At 69.6% G+C, this 19,073-nt stretch carries 11 protein-coding genes and 2 pseudogenes; 4 read left to right on the forward strand and 9 right to left on the reverse strand.

What is annotated here, in order from left to right; translation table 11 throughout:
- The first annotated feature begins 1 nt into the window (after nucleotide 1).
- Together ACHMXE_RS40225 and ACHMXE_RS40230 are read left to right on the forward strand one after the other, a co-directional pair.
- Nucleotides 2–769, forward strand: coding sequence for a class II glutamine amidotransferase (locus tag ACHMXE_RS40225; RefSeq protein ID WP_203204037.1), 768 nt, complete (start codon nucleotides 2–4; stop codon nucleotides 767–769).
- Between the two features lie 182 nt (nucleotides 770–951).
- Entirely contained in the window at nucleotides 952–3,204 is a 2,253-nt protein-coding gene (locus ACHMXE_RS40230; protein ID WP_395349139.1) for a TonB-dependent receptor, read from the forward strand.
- Nucleotides 3,205–3,274: 70 nt separating this feature from the next.
- On the opposite strand, the gene gshB is transcribed toward ACHMXE_RS40230, so the two are convergent.
- Both gshB and ACHMXE_RS40240 read right to left on the reverse strand, forming a co-directional pair.
- Nucleotides 3,275–4,231: a glutathione synthase gene (gshB, locus tag ACHMXE_RS40235; protein WP_093350548.1), complete on the reverse strand. Its 957-nt coding sequence runs from the start codon at nucleotides 4,229–4,231 to the stop codon at nucleotides 3,275–3,277.
- A pseudogene (locus ACHMXE_RS40240) lies at nucleotides 4,231–5,508 on the reverse strand (benzoate/H(+) symporter BenE family transporter); the annotation flags it as partial. The pseudogene ACHMXE_RS40240 and the gene gshB, both read right to left, overlap by 1 nt.
- A 107-nt stretch (nucleotides 5,509–5,615) precedes the next feature.
- Here ACHMXE_RS40240 and ACHMXE_RS40245 point away from each other — a divergent pair.
- Nucleotides 5,616–6,539 carry a polysaccharide deacetylase family protein gene (locus ACHMXE_RS40245; RefSeq protein ID WP_395349141.1) on the forward strand — a complete coding sequence of 308 codons (924 nt, stop codon included), beginning with the start codon at nucleotides 5,616–5,618 and terminating at the stop codon, nucleotides 6,537–6,539.
- A gap of 73 nt (nucleotides 6,540–6,612) precedes the next feature.
- Here the strand turns inward: ACHMXE_RS40245 and ACHMXE_RS40250 are convergent, their stop codons facing one another.
- The 7 genes and pseudogenes from ACHMXE_RS40250 to ACHMXE_RS40280 form a co-directional block, all read right to left on the reverse strand.
- Nucleotides 6,613–8,481, reverse strand: a complete 1,869-nt coding sequence (locus ACHMXE_RS40250; protein WP_203204032.1) for a potassium transporter Kup — start codon at nucleotides 8,479–8,481, stop codon at nucleotides 6,613–6,615.
- 189 nt (nucleotides 8,482–8,670) lie between these two features.
- A complete protein-coding gene (gene gshA, locus ACHMXE_RS40255; protein WP_203204031.1) occupies nucleotides 8,671–9,969 on the reverse strand; it encodes a glutamate--cysteine ligase in 1,299 nt (432 codons plus the stop codon).
- A 145-nt stretch (nucleotides 9,970–10,114) separates the two neighbouring features.
- A pseudogene (locus ACHMXE_RS40260) lies at nucleotides 10,115–11,406 on the reverse strand (glutamate-5-semialdehyde dehydrogenase).
- A gap of 47 nt (nucleotides 11,407–11,453) precedes the next feature.
- On the reverse strand, nucleotides 11,454–12,530 hold the full coding sequence (gene holA / locus ACHMXE_RS40265; RefSeq protein WP_395349143.1) for a DNA polymerase III subunit delta: 1,077 nt from the start codon (nucleotides 12,528–12,530) through the stop codon (nucleotides 11,454–11,456).
- 15 nt (nucleotides 12,531–12,545) lie between these two features.
- Nucleotides 12,546–13,064, reverse strand: coding sequence for an LPS assembly lipoprotein LptE (gene lptE / locus ACHMXE_RS40270; RefSeq protein ID WP_203204028.1), 519 nt, complete (start codon nucleotides 13,062–13,064; stop codon nucleotides 12,546–12,548).
- An 11-nt stretch (nucleotides 13,065–13,075) separates the two neighbouring features.
- Entirely contained in the window at nucleotides 13,076–15,706 is a 2,631-nt protein-coding gene (leuS, locus tag ACHMXE_RS40275) for a leucine--tRNA ligase (protein ID WP_395349144.1), read from the reverse strand.
- Between the two features lie 89 nt (nucleotides 15,707–15,795).
- Nucleotides 15,796–17,304 carry an FAD-dependent oxidoreductase gene (locus tag ACHMXE_RS40280; protein ID WP_395349145.1) on the reverse strand — a complete coding sequence of 503 codons (1,509 nt, stop codon included), beginning with the start codon at nucleotides 17,302–17,304 and terminating at the stop codon, nucleotides 15,796–15,798.
- A gap of 94 nt (nucleotides 17,305–17,398) precedes the next feature.
- On the opposite strand from ACHMXE_RS40280, the gene ACHMXE_RS40285 reads away from it, so the two are divergent.
- On the forward strand, nucleotides 17,399–19,069 hold the full coding sequence (locus ACHMXE_RS40285) for an alpha-amylase family glycosyl hydrolase (protein WP_395349146.1): 1,671 nt from the start codon (nucleotides 17,399–17,401) through the stop codon (nucleotides 19,067–19,069).
- Nucleotides 19,070–19,073: the final 4 nt, after the last annotated feature.

The following is a 19,073-nucleotide window of genomic DNA, read 5'->3' on the forward strand; positions in this document are numbered from 1 at the left end:
CATGTGTCAATTGCTAGGGATGAACTGCAACACGCCGACCGACGTGACCTTCAGCTTCACGGGGTTCGCGCAGCGCGGTGGCCGCACCGACCACCACGCCGACGGCTGGGGCATCGCCTTCTTCGAGGACCGCGGGCTGCGCCATTTCGTCGACCACCAGCCGGCCTGCGAGTCGCCGGTGGCCGAGCTGATCCGGCGCTACCCGATCCAGAGCCGCAACGTCATCGCCCACATCCGCAAGGCCACCCAGGGCGAGGTCAACCTGCAGAACTGCCACCCCTTCGTGCGCGAGCTGTGGGGCCGCTACTGGGTGTTCGCGCACAACGGCGACCTGAAGGACTTCCGCCCGCGGCTGCACGGCAACTTCCACCCGGTGGGCAACACCGACAGCGAGCACGCCTTCTGCTGGCTGATGCAGGAACTCGCGAAGTCGCATGCGGGCGTGCCCAGCGTCGAGGAGCTCACGCTCACCTTGCGCGAACTCGCGCCGCAGCTCGCGCGGCACGGCACCTTCAATTTCATGCTCTCGAACGGGCAGGCGCTGTGGGCCCATGCCTCCACGAACCTCTGGTACGTGGAACGGCGCCATCCCTTCGTGACCGCGCAGCTGTCGGACGAGGACCTCGAGATCGACTTCGCCCAGCACACCACGCCCAACGACCGCGTCGCGGTGGTGGTGACGGCGCCGCTGACCACCAACGAGGAATGGACCGCGTTCCAGCCGGGCGAGCTGCACGTGTTCGTGGACGGGCGGCGTTCGGGGCGCTGAGGGGCGCTGAGGGGCTGCCGCCCGGCGCGGCTTGTTGGACGAGTGCCCGGTTTATTCGGGCAATGTCCCTCCGAATGAAACGTTTTTTCTGACACATTTTTGCAACATTGCAAGAAAGTATCGGTGGACCGACGGAGTCCGTTAACAATAACGGTTCTCATTTGCGTGAAAACGAACCGTCCATGCCCGCCTCCTCCGCCCTACTCCGTGCCAGCCTTCGCCCGACCGTCGCCGCTACGCTGCTCGCCCTCCATGCCCTGACGGCCTCGGCGCAGACCGCCGCGCCGGCACCGGCTGCCGCGACCGCGCCCACCGCCCCCGGCGCCGCGCTGGGCACCATCACCGTCGAAGCCAGTGCCGACGCCTCGGCCGAAGGCCTGACCAAGCCCTACGCGGGCGGCCAGGTGGCGCGCGGCGGCCGGGTCGGCATCCTGGGCAACCAGGACATGATGTCGACGCCGTTCTCGGCCACCAGCTACACCGCCGACCTGATCCAGGACCAGCAGGCCAAGAGCGTGGCCGACGTGCTGCTCAACAATCCGTCGATCCGGCAGGCACGCGGCTTCGGCAACTTCCAGGAGCTCTACATGGTGCGCGGCTTCCAGCTGGGCTCCGACGACATCTCCTACAACGGCCTGTACGGCATGCTGCCGCGCCAGTACGTGGCGTCCGAGCTGTTCGAGCGCGTCGAGGTCTTCCTCGGCGCCAGCACCTTCCTCAACGGCGCGGCACCGGCCGGCAGCGGCATCGGTGGCGCGATCAACCTGCTGCCCAAGCGCGCGCCCAACGATCCGATCACGCGCGTGAGCGCCGGCGTGCAGAGCGGCGGCCAGGGCTACGTGGCGGCCGACATCGCGCGCCGCTTCGGCCCCGACCAGAGCACCGGCATCCGCCTGAACGCCGTGCGCCGCGACGGCGGCACCGGCATCGACGACGAGAAGCGCGAACTCAGCGCGCTGGGCCTGGGCTTCGACTGGCGCAACCGCAACGTGCGCATCTCGGCCGACGTCGGCTTCCAGGACCACGAGATCCGTGGCGGCCGTCCCAACGTGACGCCGGCCTCCAACCTGCCGATTCCGCGCGCGCCCGACGCCAGCAGCAACTTCGCGCAATCCTGGACCTACGCGAAGGAACGCGACACCTTCGCCACCGCACGCGCCGAAGTCGACGTCACCGACAACGTCACGGCCTGGGCCGCCGCCGGCGTGCGCCGCGGCACGGAGTCGAACGTGCTGGCCAATCCCACCCTCACCAATGCCTTCGGCAACCTGTCGAACTACCGCTTCGACAACGTGCGCAAGGACGAAGTCAGCACCGGCGAGATCGGCCTGCGCGGCAAGTTCCAGACCGGCTCCGTCGGCCACACGGTCACGGTATCGGCGGCCATGTACGACAACAAGCGCCGCAACGCCTATGCCTTCTCGAGCTTCGGCGGCCTGACGGACAACCTCTACGCCCACTACGACTCCTTCATCCCGCTGGCAAATGCGACCACGGCGGGCGGGATCCTGTCCAATCCGCTGGTGCAATCGCGCTACCGCTCCAAGAGCGTGGCGATCGCGGACACCATGTCCTTCGTCGACGACCGCCTGCTGGTCACGCTCGGCGCGCGTCGCCAGAACATCGACCAGGACACCTACAGCTACACCACGGGGTTGCCCACCGACGGCTACGAGTCGGCGCGCACGACGCCGGTGGCCGGCGTCGTGTTCAAGGCCACGAAGGAAGTCTCGGTCTACGCCAACTACATCGAGGCGCTGCTGCCCGGCGAAACGGCCCCGAGCACGACGTCCAGCGGCATCGTGCTGAACGGCGGCACGGTGTTCGCCCCCTATCGCTCGAAGCAGAAGGAAATCGGCGTCAAGTACGACGGCGGCAACCTCGGCGGCAACCTCGGCGGCAGCCTCTCGGCCTTCTCGACCACCCAGCCGCAATACTTCGTGCAGAGCGGCACCTTCGGCCCCAACGGCGAGCAGCGCAACCAGGGCGTGGAACTCAACCTCTTCGGCGAACCCGTCAAGGGCCTGCGCCTGCTGGGCGGCCTGACCTGGCTCGACGCCGAACAGCGCCGCACCGCCAACGGCGCCACCGACGGCAAGACCGCCATCGGCGTGCCCAAGACGCAGCTCAACATCGGCGGCGAATGGGACGTGCCGGGCGTGCGCGGCCTGGCGCTCAATGCGCGCGTGATCCACACCACGAAGCAGTACGCCAATGCCGCCAACACGCAGGTGCTGCCCGCCTGGACCCGCGTCGACGCCGGCGTGCGCTACCTGATGGACATCGGCAACGGCCGTGCACTGACGCTGCGCGCGCGCATCGACAACCTGTTCGACAAGTCGTACTGGGCCTCGACCGGTGGCTATCCGGGCGCCAACTACCTCGTGCTCGGCGCCCCGCGCACCTTCTCGGTCAGCGGCACCGTCGACTTCTGATCGCCCCATGAGCAACGGCCCCGGCGGCGCATGACGCGTCGCCGGGGCCGTTGTCGTTGGGGGCTCGCCCTCAGGCCGCCTGCTTCAGATGCGCCTCCAGCGCATCGACGAACATCGCCGGCACGTCGAAGCCGGTCTGCTCGGTGATCTCCTGGAAGCAGGTCGGGCTGGTCACGTTGATCTCGGTCACCGAGTCGCCGATCACGTCGAGGCCGATCAAGAGCAGCCCGCGCGGCGCGAGCGCGCGGCCCACGATCTCGGCGATCTCGCGGTTGCGCGGCGTGAGCGGCTGGGCCACGCCCTTGCCGCCGGCCGCGAGGTTGCCGCGCACCTCGGTGCCCTGCGGGATGCGCGCCAGCACGAAGGGCGCGGGCTCGCCCGCGATGATCAGGATGCGCTTGTCGCCCTCGACCACGTCGGGCACGAAGCGCTGGACCATGATGGTCTCGGCGCCGTCCTTGTTGAGCGTCTCGACGATCGAGCCGAGGTTCAGCGCGTCCTGCTTCACGCGGAAGATGCCCATGCCGCCCATGCCGTCGAGCGGCTTCAGGATGATGTCGCCGTGCTGCGCATGGAAGTCGCGCACCGCCTGCGCGCTGCGCGTGACCAGCGTGGGCGCGGTGAACTGCGGAAACTCCATGATCGCGAGCTTCTCGGGATGGTCGCGCAGCGCGCGCGGCTTGTTCACCACGCGCGCGCCCTCGCGCTCGGCCTGCTCGAGCAGGTGGGTGGCGTAGATGTACTCGGCGTCGAAGGGCGGGTCCTTGCGCATCAGCACGGCGTCGAAATCGGCCAGCGCCTTGCTCTCGACGATGTCGACGGCATACCAGTCCTTCGGGTCGCCGGTCAGCGTGACCTGGCGCACCGTGGCCGTGACCTTGCCGCCCGACACCCACTGCAGGTCCTGCGGCAGGCAGGCCGCGATGCGGTGGCCGCGGCGCTGGGCCTCGCGCATCATCGAGAAGGTGGTGTCCTTGTAGATCTTGAAGTGATCGAGCGGGTCGGCCACGAAGAGGATGTTTTTCATCAGGAGGTCTTTCCGGCGCCCGGCGGGGCCGCCATGTTGCTGCTGTCGGTCGCGATGTTGCCGGAAGCCGCGAGGCCCTGGCCGGCCGGGGCTTTTGGCGGGCCCGGCCGGCGGCCCAGCCGCTGCACCGCGAGCGCGAACGCGCCCGCCACCACGCCCCAGAAGGCCGAGCCGATGCCGACGATGGTCACGCCCGAGAGCGTGACCAGGAAGGTGATCAGCGCGGCCTCGCGGTGCGGCTCGTCGCGTACCGCCGCAGCCAGCCCGCCGCCGATGGTGCCGAGCAGCGCGAGCCCCGCGATGGCCGCCACCAGTTCCTTCGGGAAGGCCGTGAGCAGCCCGGTCACGGCCGCGCCGAACAGGCCGATCACGACGTAGATCGCGCCGCAGCTCACGGCCGCGGTGTAGCGCCGCGCCGGGTCTTCATGGGCTTCGCGGCCCATGCAGATCGCGGCGGTGATGGCGCTGAGGTTGAGCGCGAAGGCGCCGAAGGGCGCGAGCACCAGCGTGGCGAGGCCGCTGAGGGTGATGAGCTTGCTGACCGGCAGCTCGCCATAGCCGGCGGCGCGGATCGCGGCCACGCCCGGCAGGTTCTGCGAGGCCATGGTGACGACGAACAGCGGCAGCGCCAGGCTCACGATCGCCTGCCAGTGGAACACCGGCATGACGAACACCGGCCAGGTCAGCGAGACATGCACCGCCGACCAGGCGAGCTCGCCGCGCGCGGCCGCGAAGGCGATCGCCACCAGCAGCGTGAGCGGCACCGCATAGCGCGGCAGCCAGCGCTTGCCCACGAGGTAGGTGGCCAGCATCAGCAGCACCAGCGGCAGCGCGGTCTGCGCCGCGGTGAAGGCCGCGAGGCCGAAGCGCGCGAGCACGCCGGCCAGCAGCGCCGAGGCGATGGCCATCGGGATGCGGTTCATCACGCGCTCGAACCAGCCGGTGGCACCGGCCGCCACGATCAGCAGCGCGCAGACGACGAAGGCGCCGACCGCCTCGCCCATGCCGTGGCCCACGCCGGCCACCGCCAGCACCGCGGCACCGGGCGTGCTCCAAGCGATCATCACGGGCTTGCGCCACCACAGCGAGGGCAGCGCCGAGGCCAGCCCCATGCCGATGCCCAGCGCCCACATCCACGAGGCCACCATCTCGGGCGTGGCGCCGAAGGCCTGCGCGGCCTGGAACACGATGGCCACCGAACTCGTGAAACCGACGAGCACGGCGACGAAGCCGGCGGTGAAGGCGGAAAGGCTCAGGTCCTTGAAGAAACGCATCGCGCGATTGTGCCGGGCCGCCCGCGCCGGCTTGCGCTGGCCGAACGATGGTCAACAATTTCCGATAGATATGCCAACCATCGGGCACGAGGCTTGCAGGCGGCCTGGGCATGACGACACGCTGGCCCGAACTGCTGCCCTCGCACGACCGCTTCGACTACCGGCCGATCACGCGCCGGCCCGACTACCGCTGGCCCAACGGCGCGCGGCTCGCGGTCTACCTCGGCTTCAACCTCGAGCACTTCGCCTTCGGCGACGGGCTGGGCGCCTGCCTCGGCCCGGCCTCGCCGCAGCCCGACGTGCTCAACCACGGCTGGCGCGAATACGGCAATCGCGTGGGCGCCTGGCGCTGCCTCGAGCTGTTCGACGCGCTCGCGCTGCCCACGGGCGCGCTGGTCAACACCGCGCTCTACGACCACTGCCCGGAACTGGTGCAGGCGGTGGTGGCGCGCGGCGACGAGCTGATCGGCCACGGCCACAGCAATGCCGAGCGCCAGGGCACGCTCGGCGAAGACCACGAGCGCGCGCTGCTGGTGCGCTGCCGCGAGCGCATGGCGCGCGAGAGCGGGCAGGCGCCCGCGGGCTGGCTGTCGCCGTGGATCTCCGAGAGCCCGCGCACGCCCGACCTGCTGGCCGAGACCGGCTACGGCTACACGCTCAACTGGTGCCACGACGACCAGCCGGTGCGCATGCGCACGCGCGGCGGCGGCGCGATCTGGTCGGTGCCCTATCCGCAGGAGCTCAACGACATCCCGATGATCGTGGGCCGGCTGATGGACGCGAAGGACTTCTGCGCGATGGTGCTCGACAACTTCGAGGAGATGCTCGCTCAGTCGCGCGCCCAGCCGCTGGTGATGGGCCTCGCGCTGCATCCCTACATCGTGGGCCAGCCCTACCGGCTGCGCCACCTGCGTGGCGTTCTGACGCAGCTGGCGCTCGCGCGCGACCGCGGCGAGATCTGGTTCACCACGCCCGGCGCGATCGCGGCGCACATGGGGCAGCTCGCGCGGGAGCGGCCAACGGACTTCGACTGAAAGCGAAAAGCCGAACGCAGAAGAAAGCCAAAAGCACGCAGAGGCCACGACTTCTGCGGTCGGCTGTCCGAATTCAGATCTCTATCTTCGAGCCCAGCTCCACCACCGCGTTGTTCGGCAGCCCCAGGAAGGCGGCCGCGCCGCTCGCGTTGTGGTGCATCTGCGCGAACAGCTTCTCGCGCCACGGCGCCATGCCGCTGCCCAGCGTCGGGATCACGACATCGCGCGAGAGGAAGTAGCTGGTCAGCATCGGCTCGAGCTGGCAGCCGCGCAGGCGCGCGTTGTCGAGCGCGCGCGGCAGGTCGATGTCGTTCTTGAAGCCGTAGTGCACGATCACCTGCCAGCAATGGCGGCCCAGCGGCTCGATCTCGATGCGCTTGTCCATCGGGATCCACGGCACCTCGTGGTTGCGCACGGTGACGAACAGGTTCTGCTCGTGCAGCACCTTGTTGTGCTTGAGGTTGTGCAGCAGCGCGTTGGGCACCACGCCGGGCTCGGCCGTGAGGAACACGGCGGTGCCGTCCACGCGCACCGGCGGGTTCTCGAACACCGAGTCGAGGAAGGCCTGCAGCTCGATCGCGTCGGAGCGCTGCACCTCGCCCATGAGGCGGCGCCCTTCCTTCCAGGTGATCATGAGCATGAACACCGCGCCGCCGATCACCAGCGGGAACCAGCCGCCCTCGGGCAGCTTGAGCAGGTTCGACGCGAAGAACATGAAGTCGATGAAGAAGAAGGCCGCGGTCGAGGCGATGCACAGTGCCAGCGGCAGCTTCCAGGCGTAGCGGATCACGAAGAAGGTCAGCACCGTGGTGATCAGCATGTCGGTGGTCACGGCGATGCCGTAGGCCGCAGCCAGGCTGCTCGAGGAACGGAACATGACGACCGCCAGCACGATCGCCACGAACAGGCCCCAGTTGACCAGCGGGATGTAGATCTGGCCGGCCGTGCGCACGCTGGTGTGCTCGATGTTCAGGCGCGGCAGGTAGCCGAGCTGGATCACCTGGCGCGTGACGCTGAAGGCGCCGGTGATCAGGGCCTGCGAGGCGATCACCGTCGAGGCGGTGGCCAGCAGCACCAGCGGGATCAGTGCCCACTCGGGCGCCATCATGAAGAACGGGTTCTTCACCGCCTCGGGGTTGGCCAGGAGCAGCGCGCCCTGGCCGAAGTAGTTGAGGATCAGCGCCGGCATCACCACGGTGAACCAGGCGATGCGGATCGGCGCCTTGCCGAAGTGGCCGAGGTCGGCGTACAGCGCCTCGGCGCCGGTCACGCACAGCACGATGGCGCCCAGCAGGATGAAGCTGGTGCCGGGGTTGTCCCAGATGAACTTGAGCGCGTAGAACGGGCTCAGGGCCTTGAGGATCTCGGGGTGGTCGACGATGTGCCACACGCCCAGCACCGCCAGCGCGAGGAACCACACCAGCGTGATCGGCCCGAAGAAGCGGCCGATGCCCGCGGTGCCGTGCTTCTGCACCGCGAACAGGCCGAACAGCACCACCAGGGTGATCGGGATCACGTAGTGCTTGAAGTGCGGCGACACCACCTCCAGGCCCTCGACCGCCGAGAGCACCGAGATCGCCGGCGTGATGACCCCGTCGCCGTAGAACAGCGAGGTGCCGAAGATGCCGATCACCAGCAGCAGGTGGCGCAGCCGCGGCTTGTCGGCCACCGCGCGCGAGGCCAGCGCCAGCATCGCGACCAGGCCGCCCTCGCCCTCGTTGTCGGCGCGCAGCACGAGCACCACGTACTTGAGCGAGACGATGGTGGTGAGCGTCCAGACGAACATCGAGAGGATGCCGTAGACGTTCTCGACGGTGAAGGGAACGTGGCCGTGGCCGAAGACTTCCTTGACGGCGTACAGCACGCTGGTGCCGATGTCGCCATAGACGACGCCGATGGCGCCGACGATCAGGCCGGCGGAGAGGGATTTGGGGGCTGACACGAGGTCGATGGGAAAAGGGCCGGTGGCTCGCGATGACGACGCATCAGGTATGCCAGGGGGCGTGCCCGGGCGGACGGTGCATCCGCCGCGCCTCGATCCTCGCCCTCGCCGCCCTTCGATTTCCGTTGCTGTGGGGCCGCTTATTCTGCCGTCACCCGCGCGGGCCGCAAAGACGGCGCGCGGCGGGGGTCATTCGTAGACTTCGGCGTCCGGGTCGGTGGCTTCCATCTCGTAGCTGGCGGCGACCATCGCGAGCCGGCCGACCACGCCATACATGTAGAAGCGGTTGGGCGCGCTGGCGCCGGGCTTGGCGCCGGGCTGCGGCATGTGGGCGCTCTCGGAGAAGGCCAGCGGCACGAAGCTCGCGCCCGGCAGCTTGAGGTTCTCGTCGGGCGCGCTGTCGGCATGCACGCGGTAGAAGCCGCCGACCACGTAGCGGTCCATCATGTAGACCACCGGCTCGGCCACGCCGTTGTGCACGCGCTCGTTGGTCAGCACGCCTTCCTGCACGATGATCTCGCCGGGTTCGCGCGCACCCGCCGGCCGGGCCGCCGCGCCGCGCGCCTTGGCCACGAGGCCCTCGACCTCCTTGGCGTCGCGCACCGTCAGCACGCGCGGGCCCTCGGCGCCGCTCTGGCCCTTGACCACCACGAAGGGCTTCTCGTTGATGCCGTATTCCTTGTACTTGCGCCGCACCTTGGTCAGCACCGCGTCGACGTGGCTGGTCAGCACGTCGAGGCCGCGGCCCTCGGCCAGGTCGACGCCGTCGGCGCGCGCGTAGATCGGGTTGATGAGCCAGGGATCGATGCCCAGCAGCTTGCCGAAGCGCTTGGACAGTTCCTCGTAGCTGTGCAGGTGGTTGCTCTTGCGGCGCACCGACCAGCCCGCGTGCAGCGGCGGCAGCAGGTACTGCTCGTGCAGGTCCTCGAGGATGCCCGGCGTGCCCGCCGAGAGCGAGTTGTTCAGCAGGATGGTGCAGGGATCGAAGTTCTTCAGCCCCAGGCGGCGCTTGGTGCGCACCACCGGCTCGAGCGTGACGACGTCGCCGTGCGGCAGCTCGATCTTCTTGGGCGACTTGATCGCCGGATCGATCGAGCCCACGCGCACGTTGAGCCCGGCCATGTGGAAGATCCGCACCATCTGCGCCACGTTGGCGAGGTAGAAGCTGCTGCTCTTGGCGTTGTTCTCGGGGATCACCAGCAGGTTGCGCGCCTCGGGACAGATCTTCTCGATCGCGGCCTGCGCGGCCTGCACCGCCAGCGGCAGCATTTCCTTGGTGAGGTTGTTCCAGCCGCCGGGGAAGAGATTGGTGTCGACCGGCGCCAGCTTAAAGCCCGCGTTGCGGATGTCGACCGCGCTGTAGAACGGCGGCGTGTGCTCCATCCACTCGAGCCGGAACCAGCGCTCGATGGCGGGCATCGAGTCGAGCACCCGCTGCTCCAGTTCGTTGATCGGGCCGGTCAGGGCTGTGACGAGATGCGGAACCATGCGGCGGCCTTCTTTGTTTTCTACTGAACGGTATGCGGATTCTAGGATTTGGGGACGCGCCCCTCGATGACAAGCACCATGGCCTACGTGGAATCCACACGCGCCGCCGGTGCGAAGGGCACCGGACGGCGCCTGTCGCGCCCCCTCAGGTCCGGACTTCGCCCTGCCCCAGCACCACGTACTTGAGCGAGGTCAGCCCTTCGATGCCCACCGGTCCGCGGGCGTGGAACTTGTCGGTGCTGATGCCGATTTCGGCCCCCAGGCCGAACTCGAAACCGTCGGCGAAGCGTGTGCTCGCATTGACCATGACGCTGGCCGAATCGACCTCGCGCAGGAAACGCTGGGCATTCACGTGGTCGCGCGTGACGATCGCGTCGGTGTGATGGCTCGAGTAGTGGTTGATGTGCGCGATGGCCTCCTCGAGGCCCGCCACCACCTTGATGCTGATCACCGCGGCCAGGTATTCCTCGGACCAGTCGGATTCGACCGCATCGACCACCTTTGCTCCCGGATCGATAGCACCATCGGCGCGCAGGATCTGGGCCGCGGCCGGATCGCAGCGCATCTCGACGCCCTTGGCGGCGAAGACGGCGCCGATCTTCGGCAGGAAGTCCTCGGCCACCGAGGCCGCCACCAGCAGGCCTTCGGCGGCGTTGCACGGGCTGTACTTCTGGGTCTTGGCGTTGTCGACGATGCGCAGCGCCATGCCGAACTCGGCCGTGTCGTCGACGTAGACGTGGCAGTTGCCGTCCAGGTGCTTGATGACCGGCACCTTGGCGTCGCGGCTGATGCGCTCGATCAGGCCCTTGCCGCCGCGCGGGATGATCACGTCGACGAACTGCGGCATCGCGATCAGCTGGCCAACGGCCTCGCGGTCGGTGGTCTGCACCAGTTGCACCGCCTCGACCGGCAGGCCGGCCTCGGCCAGCGCCTCGGACACCAGCAGCGCCAGCGCCTTGTTCGACTCGATGGCCTCCGAGCCGCCGCGCAGGATGGCGGCGTTGCCCGACTTGATCGCCAGGCTCGCGGCCTCGATGGTCACGTTGGGACGGCTCTCGTAGATCATGCCGAAGACGCCGATCGGCACGCGCATCTGGCCGACGCGGATGCCGCTGGGCTGCTGCTTCATGCCGATGATCTCGCCGATCACGTCGGCCATGCCCGCGAGCTGCTCGCAGCCGAGGGCGACGGTCTCGATCACCTTGGGCCCGAGCTTCAGGCGGTCGACCATCGGCGCCGACAGGCCGGCGGCCGTGGCGCGCTCGAGATCCTTCTGGTTGGCCGTGGCCAGCACCGCGCCGGCTTCGCGCAAGCGCCGGGCCAGCGCCTTCAACGCTACGTTTTTGGTAGCTGCATCCGCACGCGCCATGAGGGCGGCGGCCGTTTTGCCTGCAGACCCAGGGTCTGCATGTGTTCACTGACATTGAACGCGTTCATGTGGGCATTTTCCCACGCCAACCCCGCGGGCGGCTGACGCCGGGAATTCAGGCGCGGCGCGATGCCGCGGCGCCGCCGTTGCCGCAGGCGCGGCACAGCATCAGCGCCAGCCGCTGCAGCGCCTGCCAGCCGCCGGCCGGCCAGTCGGGCTGCTTCAGGCCCTTGACGATGCCGTCGACCAGGTGCGCCGCGCGCAGCAGCCGCGCGAGCATGCGGTCGTCCAGCCGCGGCAGCACGCGCTCGAAGGCGCGCTCGCGCGGGCCCCAGATGCGGTTCTCGCGCAGCGCCATCGGCAGCGGCCGGCCCGCGGCCATGGCGTCCTTCACGCGCTTGAGCGCGCGAATGTCCTCGGCCAGCGTGTAGTGCACCAGCACCTCGGCCTCGCCCTCGGCATGCAAGCCGTCGAGCATGCGCGCCACGCGCTGCGGGTTGCCGCCGAGCACGGCTTCCGACAGCTTGAAGACGTCGTAGCGCGCGACGTTGTTGACCGCGCCCTCGACCTCCTCCCAGCCGAGTTCGCCCTCCGGATGCAGCAGCGCGAGCTTCTGGATCTCCTGGTGCGCCGCGAGCAGGTTGCCCTCGACGCGGTCGGCGAAGAACTGCAGCGTGCGCTGGCCTTCGTCGCCGGGCTTCACGCGCTGGCCCTGCAGCGCGAGCCGCTGCGCGATCCACTGCGGCAGCGCGGCGCGCTCGATCGGGTCGACCTGGATGCTGGCGCCGTGGTTCTCGAGCGCCGAGAACCAGGCGCCGGTGCGCGTGGCCTTGTCGAGCCGCGGCAGCATCACCAGCGTGAGCGTGCCCTCGTTCGAGGCCGCGCCCTCGGCGATCTGCTGCAGCGCGACGCTGCCGTCCTTGCCGGGCTTGCCCGAGGGGATGCGGATCTCGACCATCTGCTTGTCGGCGAACAGCGAGAGCGATCCGCCGGCCGCGAGCACCGCGCTCCAGTCGAAGTGCGCGCCGGCCACGGTGTACGAGCTGCGCTCGGTATGGCCCTGCGCGCGCGCCGCCGCGCGGATGGCGTCGGCCGCCTCCTGCGCGAGCAGCGGCTCGTCGCCGTGGATGGTGTAGAGCGGCTTCAGCCCCTTCTGCAGGTGGGCCGAAAGCTGGGCGCTGGCAAGCTGCATCGCGTCAGCGGCCGCTCACAGCGCCTTCACCGCCCCGAGGCGGCGCACCAGCTGCTGCGCGATGTCGATCTGCATGTCGCGGTACAACAGTTCGGCCTCGCCTTCCTTGGCCAGCGCGTTGGTCTCGTTGAAGGTCAGGTCGCGTGTCTGCGTGAGCTCGGTGGCCGCCAGCAGGTCCTTGCCGTCCTGCGAGCGCAGCCGGAAGCGCACCTTGAGCACGAGCTGGGTCTCGCGCAGCAGGCCGACCGAGTTGGTCGACACCACCAGCCGCTCGCGGTCCTCGCCGAGGATCTCGAGCACCGCCTCGGCGCTCTTGTCGTCGCCCGGCAGCAGGGTCACCGTGCCGGCCGCGCGCAGGTTGCGGCGGATCTGGCTGACGAGTGCCGAGTTGCCCGAGATCGCGATCGACTTGAAGGCGAAGACCGGCGGCTTGCGCAGCTCGAAGCCACAACCGGCCAGGCCCAGCGAGGCGCCGCCGGCCGCCAGGCCCAGGAGGAAGCCGCGGCGCGGCAGCGAGACAGTGCGGATGTTCATGCTTGGCTTGTTCAAATGACCACGTTGACCAGGCGGCCCGGCACCACGATCACGCGCTTGGCGCTCGCGCCCGGCGCGAAGGCGGTGAAGTCCTCGCAGGCCAGCGCGAGCTTCTCGATCTCGTCCTTGGAAGCGCCGGCCGGCACCAGCAGCTTGCCGCGCAGCTTGCCGTTGACCTGCAGCATCAGCTCGATCTCGTCCTGCGCCAACGCCTCGACGTCGACCGTGGGCCACGGCGCGTCGAGCAGGGCGCCGAGCACCTTTTCGTAGCCGAGCTCGGTCCACAGCTGCTGGGCGATGTGCGGCGTGGCGGGATAGAGGCAGCGCAGCAGGATGCCGAAGCCCTCGTGCAGCGCGGCCGCGTCGCCCGCGCTGCCGTCAGGCTTGAAGCCCTCGAGCGCGTTGAGCAGCTTCATCGCGCCCGACACCACGGTGTTGTATTGCATGCGCTGGTAGTCGTAGTCGACCTGGCGCAGCACGGTGTGCACCTCGCGACGCAGCGCCTGGGCCGGCTTGCCGTAGGCCGGCTTGCCGCCCGCGGGGGCCGCGAGCGCGGACTGCGCAGCGCCGAAGTTCCACACGCGGCGCAGGAAGCGGTAGCTGCCCTCGACGGCCGCGTCGTTCCACTCGAGCGTGGCTTCGGGCGGTGCCGTGAACATGGTGTACAGGCGCGCGGTGTCGGCGCCGTACTTCTCGATCAGGTCCTGCGGGTCGACGCCGTTGCGCTCGCTCTTGCCCATCTTGCCGACGCCGCCGTACTCGACCTTGGTGCCGTCGGCCGCGGTGCCGCCGACGATGCGGCCCTGCGCATCGAGCTCCGGCGTGACTTCCGAGGGCGGGAAGTAATCCTTGCCGCCCTTCTCGTTGCGCGCGTAGAAGATCTGGTTGAGCACCATGCCCTGGGTCAGCAGCTTGCTGAAGGGCTCGTCGGCCTTCACCAGGCCGAGGTCGCGCATCACCTTGGTCCAGAAGCGCGCGTACAGCAGGTGAAGGATCGCGTGCTCGATGCCGCCGATGTACTGGTCCATCGGCATCCAGTAGTCGGCGCCCTCGGCCACCATCGCCTGGTCGCTCTTCGGGTCGCAGTAGCGCATGAAGTACCACGACGAATCGACGAAGGTGTCCATCGTGTCGGTCTCGCGCCGCGCGGCCTTGCCGCACACCGGGCACACCACGCCGGCATGGAAGCCTTCGTGCTTGTTCAGCGGATTGCCGGAACCGTCGGGCACGCAGTCGGTGGGCAGCACCACCGGCAGGTCCTTCTCGGGCACCGGCACCGCGCCGTGCTCCTCGCAATGGATGATCGGGATCGGCGTGCCCCAGTAGCGCTGGCGGCTCACGCCCCAGTCGCGCAGGCGCCAGGTGGTCTGCAGCTCGCCCAGGCCCTTCTGGCCCAGCGCATGCGCCACGGCGGCCACGGCCTCCTTGTAGCTCATGCCGCTGAAGTTGTCGGAGTTGATGGTCACGCCGCGCTGCTTGTCGCCGTACCAGTCCTGCCACTTGTGATAGTCGAAGTGCGGCTCGTCATCGACCAGCACCACCTGGATGATCTCGATGCCGTACTTGTTGGCGAAGGCGAAGTCGCGCTCGTCGTGCGCGGGCACGCCCATCACGGCGCCGTCGCCGTAGCCGATCAGCACGTAGTTGCCGACCCACACCGGCACCTGCTCCTCGGTGATCGGGTGCGTCACGGTCAGGCCCGTGGGCACGCCCTTCTTCTCCTGCGTGGCGAGCTCGGCCTCGGTGGTGCCGCCGCTCTTGCACTCCTCGATGAAGGCCGCGACTTTCGGGTCGAGCGTGGCGGCATGCGCGGCCAGCGGATGCTCGGGCGCGACGGCGCAGAAGGTCACGCCCATGATGGTGTCGGCGCGCGTGGTGAACACGTACATGCGGCCGTCCTGGATCGGCTGGCCGTCGGCACCCTGGATGTCATGGGTGAAGGCGAAGCGCACGCCCTCGCTCTTGCCGATCCAGTTCTCCTGCATCAGCTTGACGCGCTCGGGCCAGCCCGGCAGCTTGTGCTGGGTGTGCTCGAGCAGTTCCTCGGCGTAGTCGCTGATCTTCAGGTAGTAGCCCGGGATCTCGCGGCGCTCGACCGTGGCGCCGGTGCGCCAGCCCTTGCCGTCGATGACCTGCTCGTTGGCCAGCACGGTCTGGTCGACCGGGTCCCAGTTCACGACCTGGGTCTTGCGGTAGGCGATGCCCTTCTCGAGCATCTTGAGGAACAGCCACTGGTTCCACTTGTAGTAGCTCGGATCGCAGGTGGCGATCTCGCGGCTCCAGTCGATCGCCAGGCCCATGGCCTGGAGCTGGCCCTTCATGTAGGCGATGTTCTCGTAGGTCCACTTGGCCGGCGGCACGCCGTTCTTGAGCGCCGCGTTCTCGGCCGGCAGGCCGAACGCGTCCCAGCCCATGGGCATCAGCACGTTGTAGCCGCTCATGCGCAGGTAGCGCGTGAGCATGTCGTTGATCGTGTAGTTGCGCACGTGGCCCATGTGCAGCTTGCCGCTGGGGTACGGCAGCATCGAGCAGGCGTAGTACTTCTTGCGGCTCGCGTCCTCGGTCACGCGGTAGGCATCGGCGGCGCTCCATTGCGCCTGGGCAGCGGACTCGACGTCGCTGGGTTTGTAGCTGGGGTTCATGACGGGGCTTCGGCAGGAGCCCGGCGCGGGGCGGCCGGGAAGGCGGATTATCGCGCCCCGGCCGCCGGGCTCCCGCCGGGCCGGGCCATTCAGCCGGCTTTGGGGGCCGGCCGCCGGTCGGGCGGCGGCGCGGGCGTCCATTCGTCGCCGTACAGCTCGGGCTCGGCGTAGGCCTCGATGTTGGCGAAATGGCGCTCGAAATCCTCGCGGTAGAACAGCCCCGCGATGCCCGCGGCCAGCCGTTTGGCGCCGTCGCTGATGGCCGGGATGTCGCCCGAGACCGTGCCGTGCGAGAGCGCGGCCGGATAGCAGAAGCAGTGGATGCGCGCGAGCCCGGGGCAGGCGCCCACCACGCGTTCCTTGAACTCGAACGCCGGGCCCAGGTCGGGCGAATCGGCCAGTTCCTGGTCCTCCTCGCCGGGCGCGGGCACGAAGCGTTCCTTCCAGGTCCGCACATGGGGCGCGAGTGCCGCGAACTCGGGGCGCGCGGCCCAGTCGACCTTGAAGCCGGTCGAGACGATCAGGAAGTCGAAATCGAATACCGCGCGCGGCGTCGTCACGCGGATCGCGCCGTCGCCGGCCAGCGCCACCGCCTCCACCGGGCAGCCGAAGTTGAAGAAGGCGTTGGCGAAGCGCGACACGCGCAGGGTGCTGCCGTGCGGCGGCGGCACGTTGAGCCGGTTGATGTAGTGGCGCACGCGCCACTTGTGCTCGTCTGGCAGGTCGTAGTGCCCCTGGGTCAGGCCCGGCACGCCGGCGCCCTTGCCCTTGTTGACGCGCGGCAGGTCGGGGCGGCGGATCAGCAGCTCGACGCTGTGGGCGCCGGCCTCCAGCGCGGTGGCGGCACTGTCCATGGCCGAGGAGCCCGCGCCGATCACGCCCACGCGCAGCCCGGCGAGCCGGCCGTAGTCCATGGCGTCGGACGAATGCGCCCAGCGCTCGCGCGGCAGCCGGCCCACGAAATCCGGCACCGCCGGGCCGCCAAGGCCGTCGCGCCCCGTGGCCAGCACCACGCGGCGCGCGAGCACGCGCCGCGCGCCGGCGGACGTGCGCAGGTCCAGCCGCACCAGCGCCCCATCGGCCTCGGGCACGATCGCCGTCACCGCGCAGTCGTTGCGCACCTCGAGCGCCATCGCGCGCCGGTACCAGCGCAGGTAGTCCATCCATTGCAGCCGCGGGATCTTGTCGAGCGCGGACCAGGCGGCGCTTCCGTGCTGGGCCTCGAACCAGGCGCGGAAGCTCAGCGCCGCGAGCCCCAGCGCCGGGCCGGTGAGCTCCTTCGGCGAGCGCAGCGTCTCCATGCGCGCGGTGGTGGCCCAGGGCCCCTCGAAACCCTCGGGCGCGCGGTCGAACACCACGGCGCGGATGCCCTGGTTCGCGAGCGCCGCCGCCGCGGCCAGCCCGGCCTGTCCGCCGCCGACGATGGCCACGTCGAGCACCGCCTCGCCCTCGTGTTCGCAGGCGGGCATCCAGGCACGGGCGCGCCAGCCCAGGATGTCGAGGTCGCGCGCGAGCCGGCGCTCGAGCGCGGGCAGGCCTTCGGCATCGGAAGCGGGGGGCGGGGAACCCGCGGCGGCGTGGGGAGTCGTCTCTGTCATGGAGGGCGTGCAGTGTAGAGAGTCGCGGGGCGCGCACGAGCGTACCGCTGGCCCGGATTTCGCATGCCACAATGATTTCAGACCAAGGGACAGCATGGGCAGCAGCAGCAACGGCAGCAAGAGCGATGACTGGTGGCGCGGCGCGGTGATCTACCAGATCTATCCGCGCAGTTTCATGGACAGCAACGGCGATGGCATCGGCGACCTGCCCGGCATCACGGCGCGGCTGCCGCATGTGGCCTCGCTCGGAGTCGATGCGATCTGGGTCTCGCCCTTCTTCCGTTCGCCGATGAAGGACTTCGGCTACGACGTGGCCGACTACCGCGCGGTCGACCCGATGTTCGGCACCCTGGCCGACTTCGACGCCATGCTCGCGCGGGCGCACGAGCTGGGCCTGAAGCTCATCATCGACCAGGTGCTCTCGCACACCTCCGACCAGCACGCCTGGTTCGCCGAGAGCCGCGCGAGCCGCGACAACCCCAAGGCCGACTGGTACGTATGGGCCGACCCGAAGCCCGACGGCACGCCGCCCAACAACTGGCTCTCGGTCTTCGGCGGGCCGGCCTGGCAATGGGATTCGCGCCGCCGCCAGTACTACCTGCACAGCTTCCTGGCCGAGCAGCCCGATCTCAACTTCCATTGCCCCGCGGTGCAGGACGCGCTGCTCGGCGAGGTCGGCTTCTGGTGCGAGCGCGGCGTCGACGGCTTCCGCTTCGACGCCTGCAACCACCAGTTCCACGACGCCCTGCTGCGCAGCAACCCGCCGGCCTCGGCGCAGTCGGTGGGCGAGGTCAGCACGGTGCGCGCCGACAACCCCTATGCGATGCAGCAGCACCTGTACGACAAGAGCCAGTCCGAGAACCTGCTGTTCCTCGAGCGGCTGCGCGCCCTGCTCGACCGCCACGGCGCGGTGGCGCTCGGCGAGGTCGGCGACGAGAACGCGCCGCCCGTGATGGCGCAATACACCGCGCGCGACCGGCGCCTGCACCTGGCCTACAGCTTCAGCCTGCTGACCGCCGACCACGCGGCGAAGCACCTGCGCCAGCAGGTCGAGGCGCTCGACCATGCGCTCGCGGCCACCGGCGGCTGGGGCTGCTGGGCGGTGTCGAACCACGACGTGCCGCGCGTGGCCACGCGCTGGAGCGACGGCGCGGCGCCCGACGTCCGGCGCAACCGCCTGTGGCTCGCGCTGCTGCTGTCGCTGCGCGGCAGCGCCGGCATGTACCAGGGCGAGGAGCTGGGCCTGCCCGAGGCCGAGGTGCCGTTCGAGTTGCTGCAGGACCCCTACGGCCGCGCCTTCTGGCCCGAGTTCAAGGGCCGCGACGGCTGCCGCACGCCGATGCCCTGGCGCGGCGACGATGCGCAGGGCGGCTTCACCACCGGCACGCCGTGGCTGCCGATGTCGCCCGCGCACCTGCCGCTGGCGGTCGACCGCCAGCAAGACGATGCGCAGTCGATGCTGGCCTTCAGCCGCGCGATGCTGCACTGGCGCCGCGCACAGCCGCTGCTGCACACGGCAGCCATCGCCTTCTTCGACGCGCCCGAGCCGCTGCTGTGGTTCGAGCGGCGCGAGGGCGCGCGCTCGTTGCAGGCCGTGTTCAACCTCGGCGCGGCGCCGGTGTCGATCGTGCTGCGCGACGACCTGCGGCCGCTGGCCGGCGCGCCGCTGGCCTCGACCGCGACGCTCGGCGGCGCCGACGCTCGCACGCTCACGCTCACGCTCACGCCCTTCGGTGCCTTCTTCGGCGAACCGATCACCGACTGACCCC

It is taken from the genome of Variovorax sp. UC122_21, from assembly GCF_044056785.1.
Taxonomy (GTDB): Bacteria; Pseudomonadota; Gammaproteobacteria; order Burkholderiales; family Burkholderiaceae_C; genus Variovorax.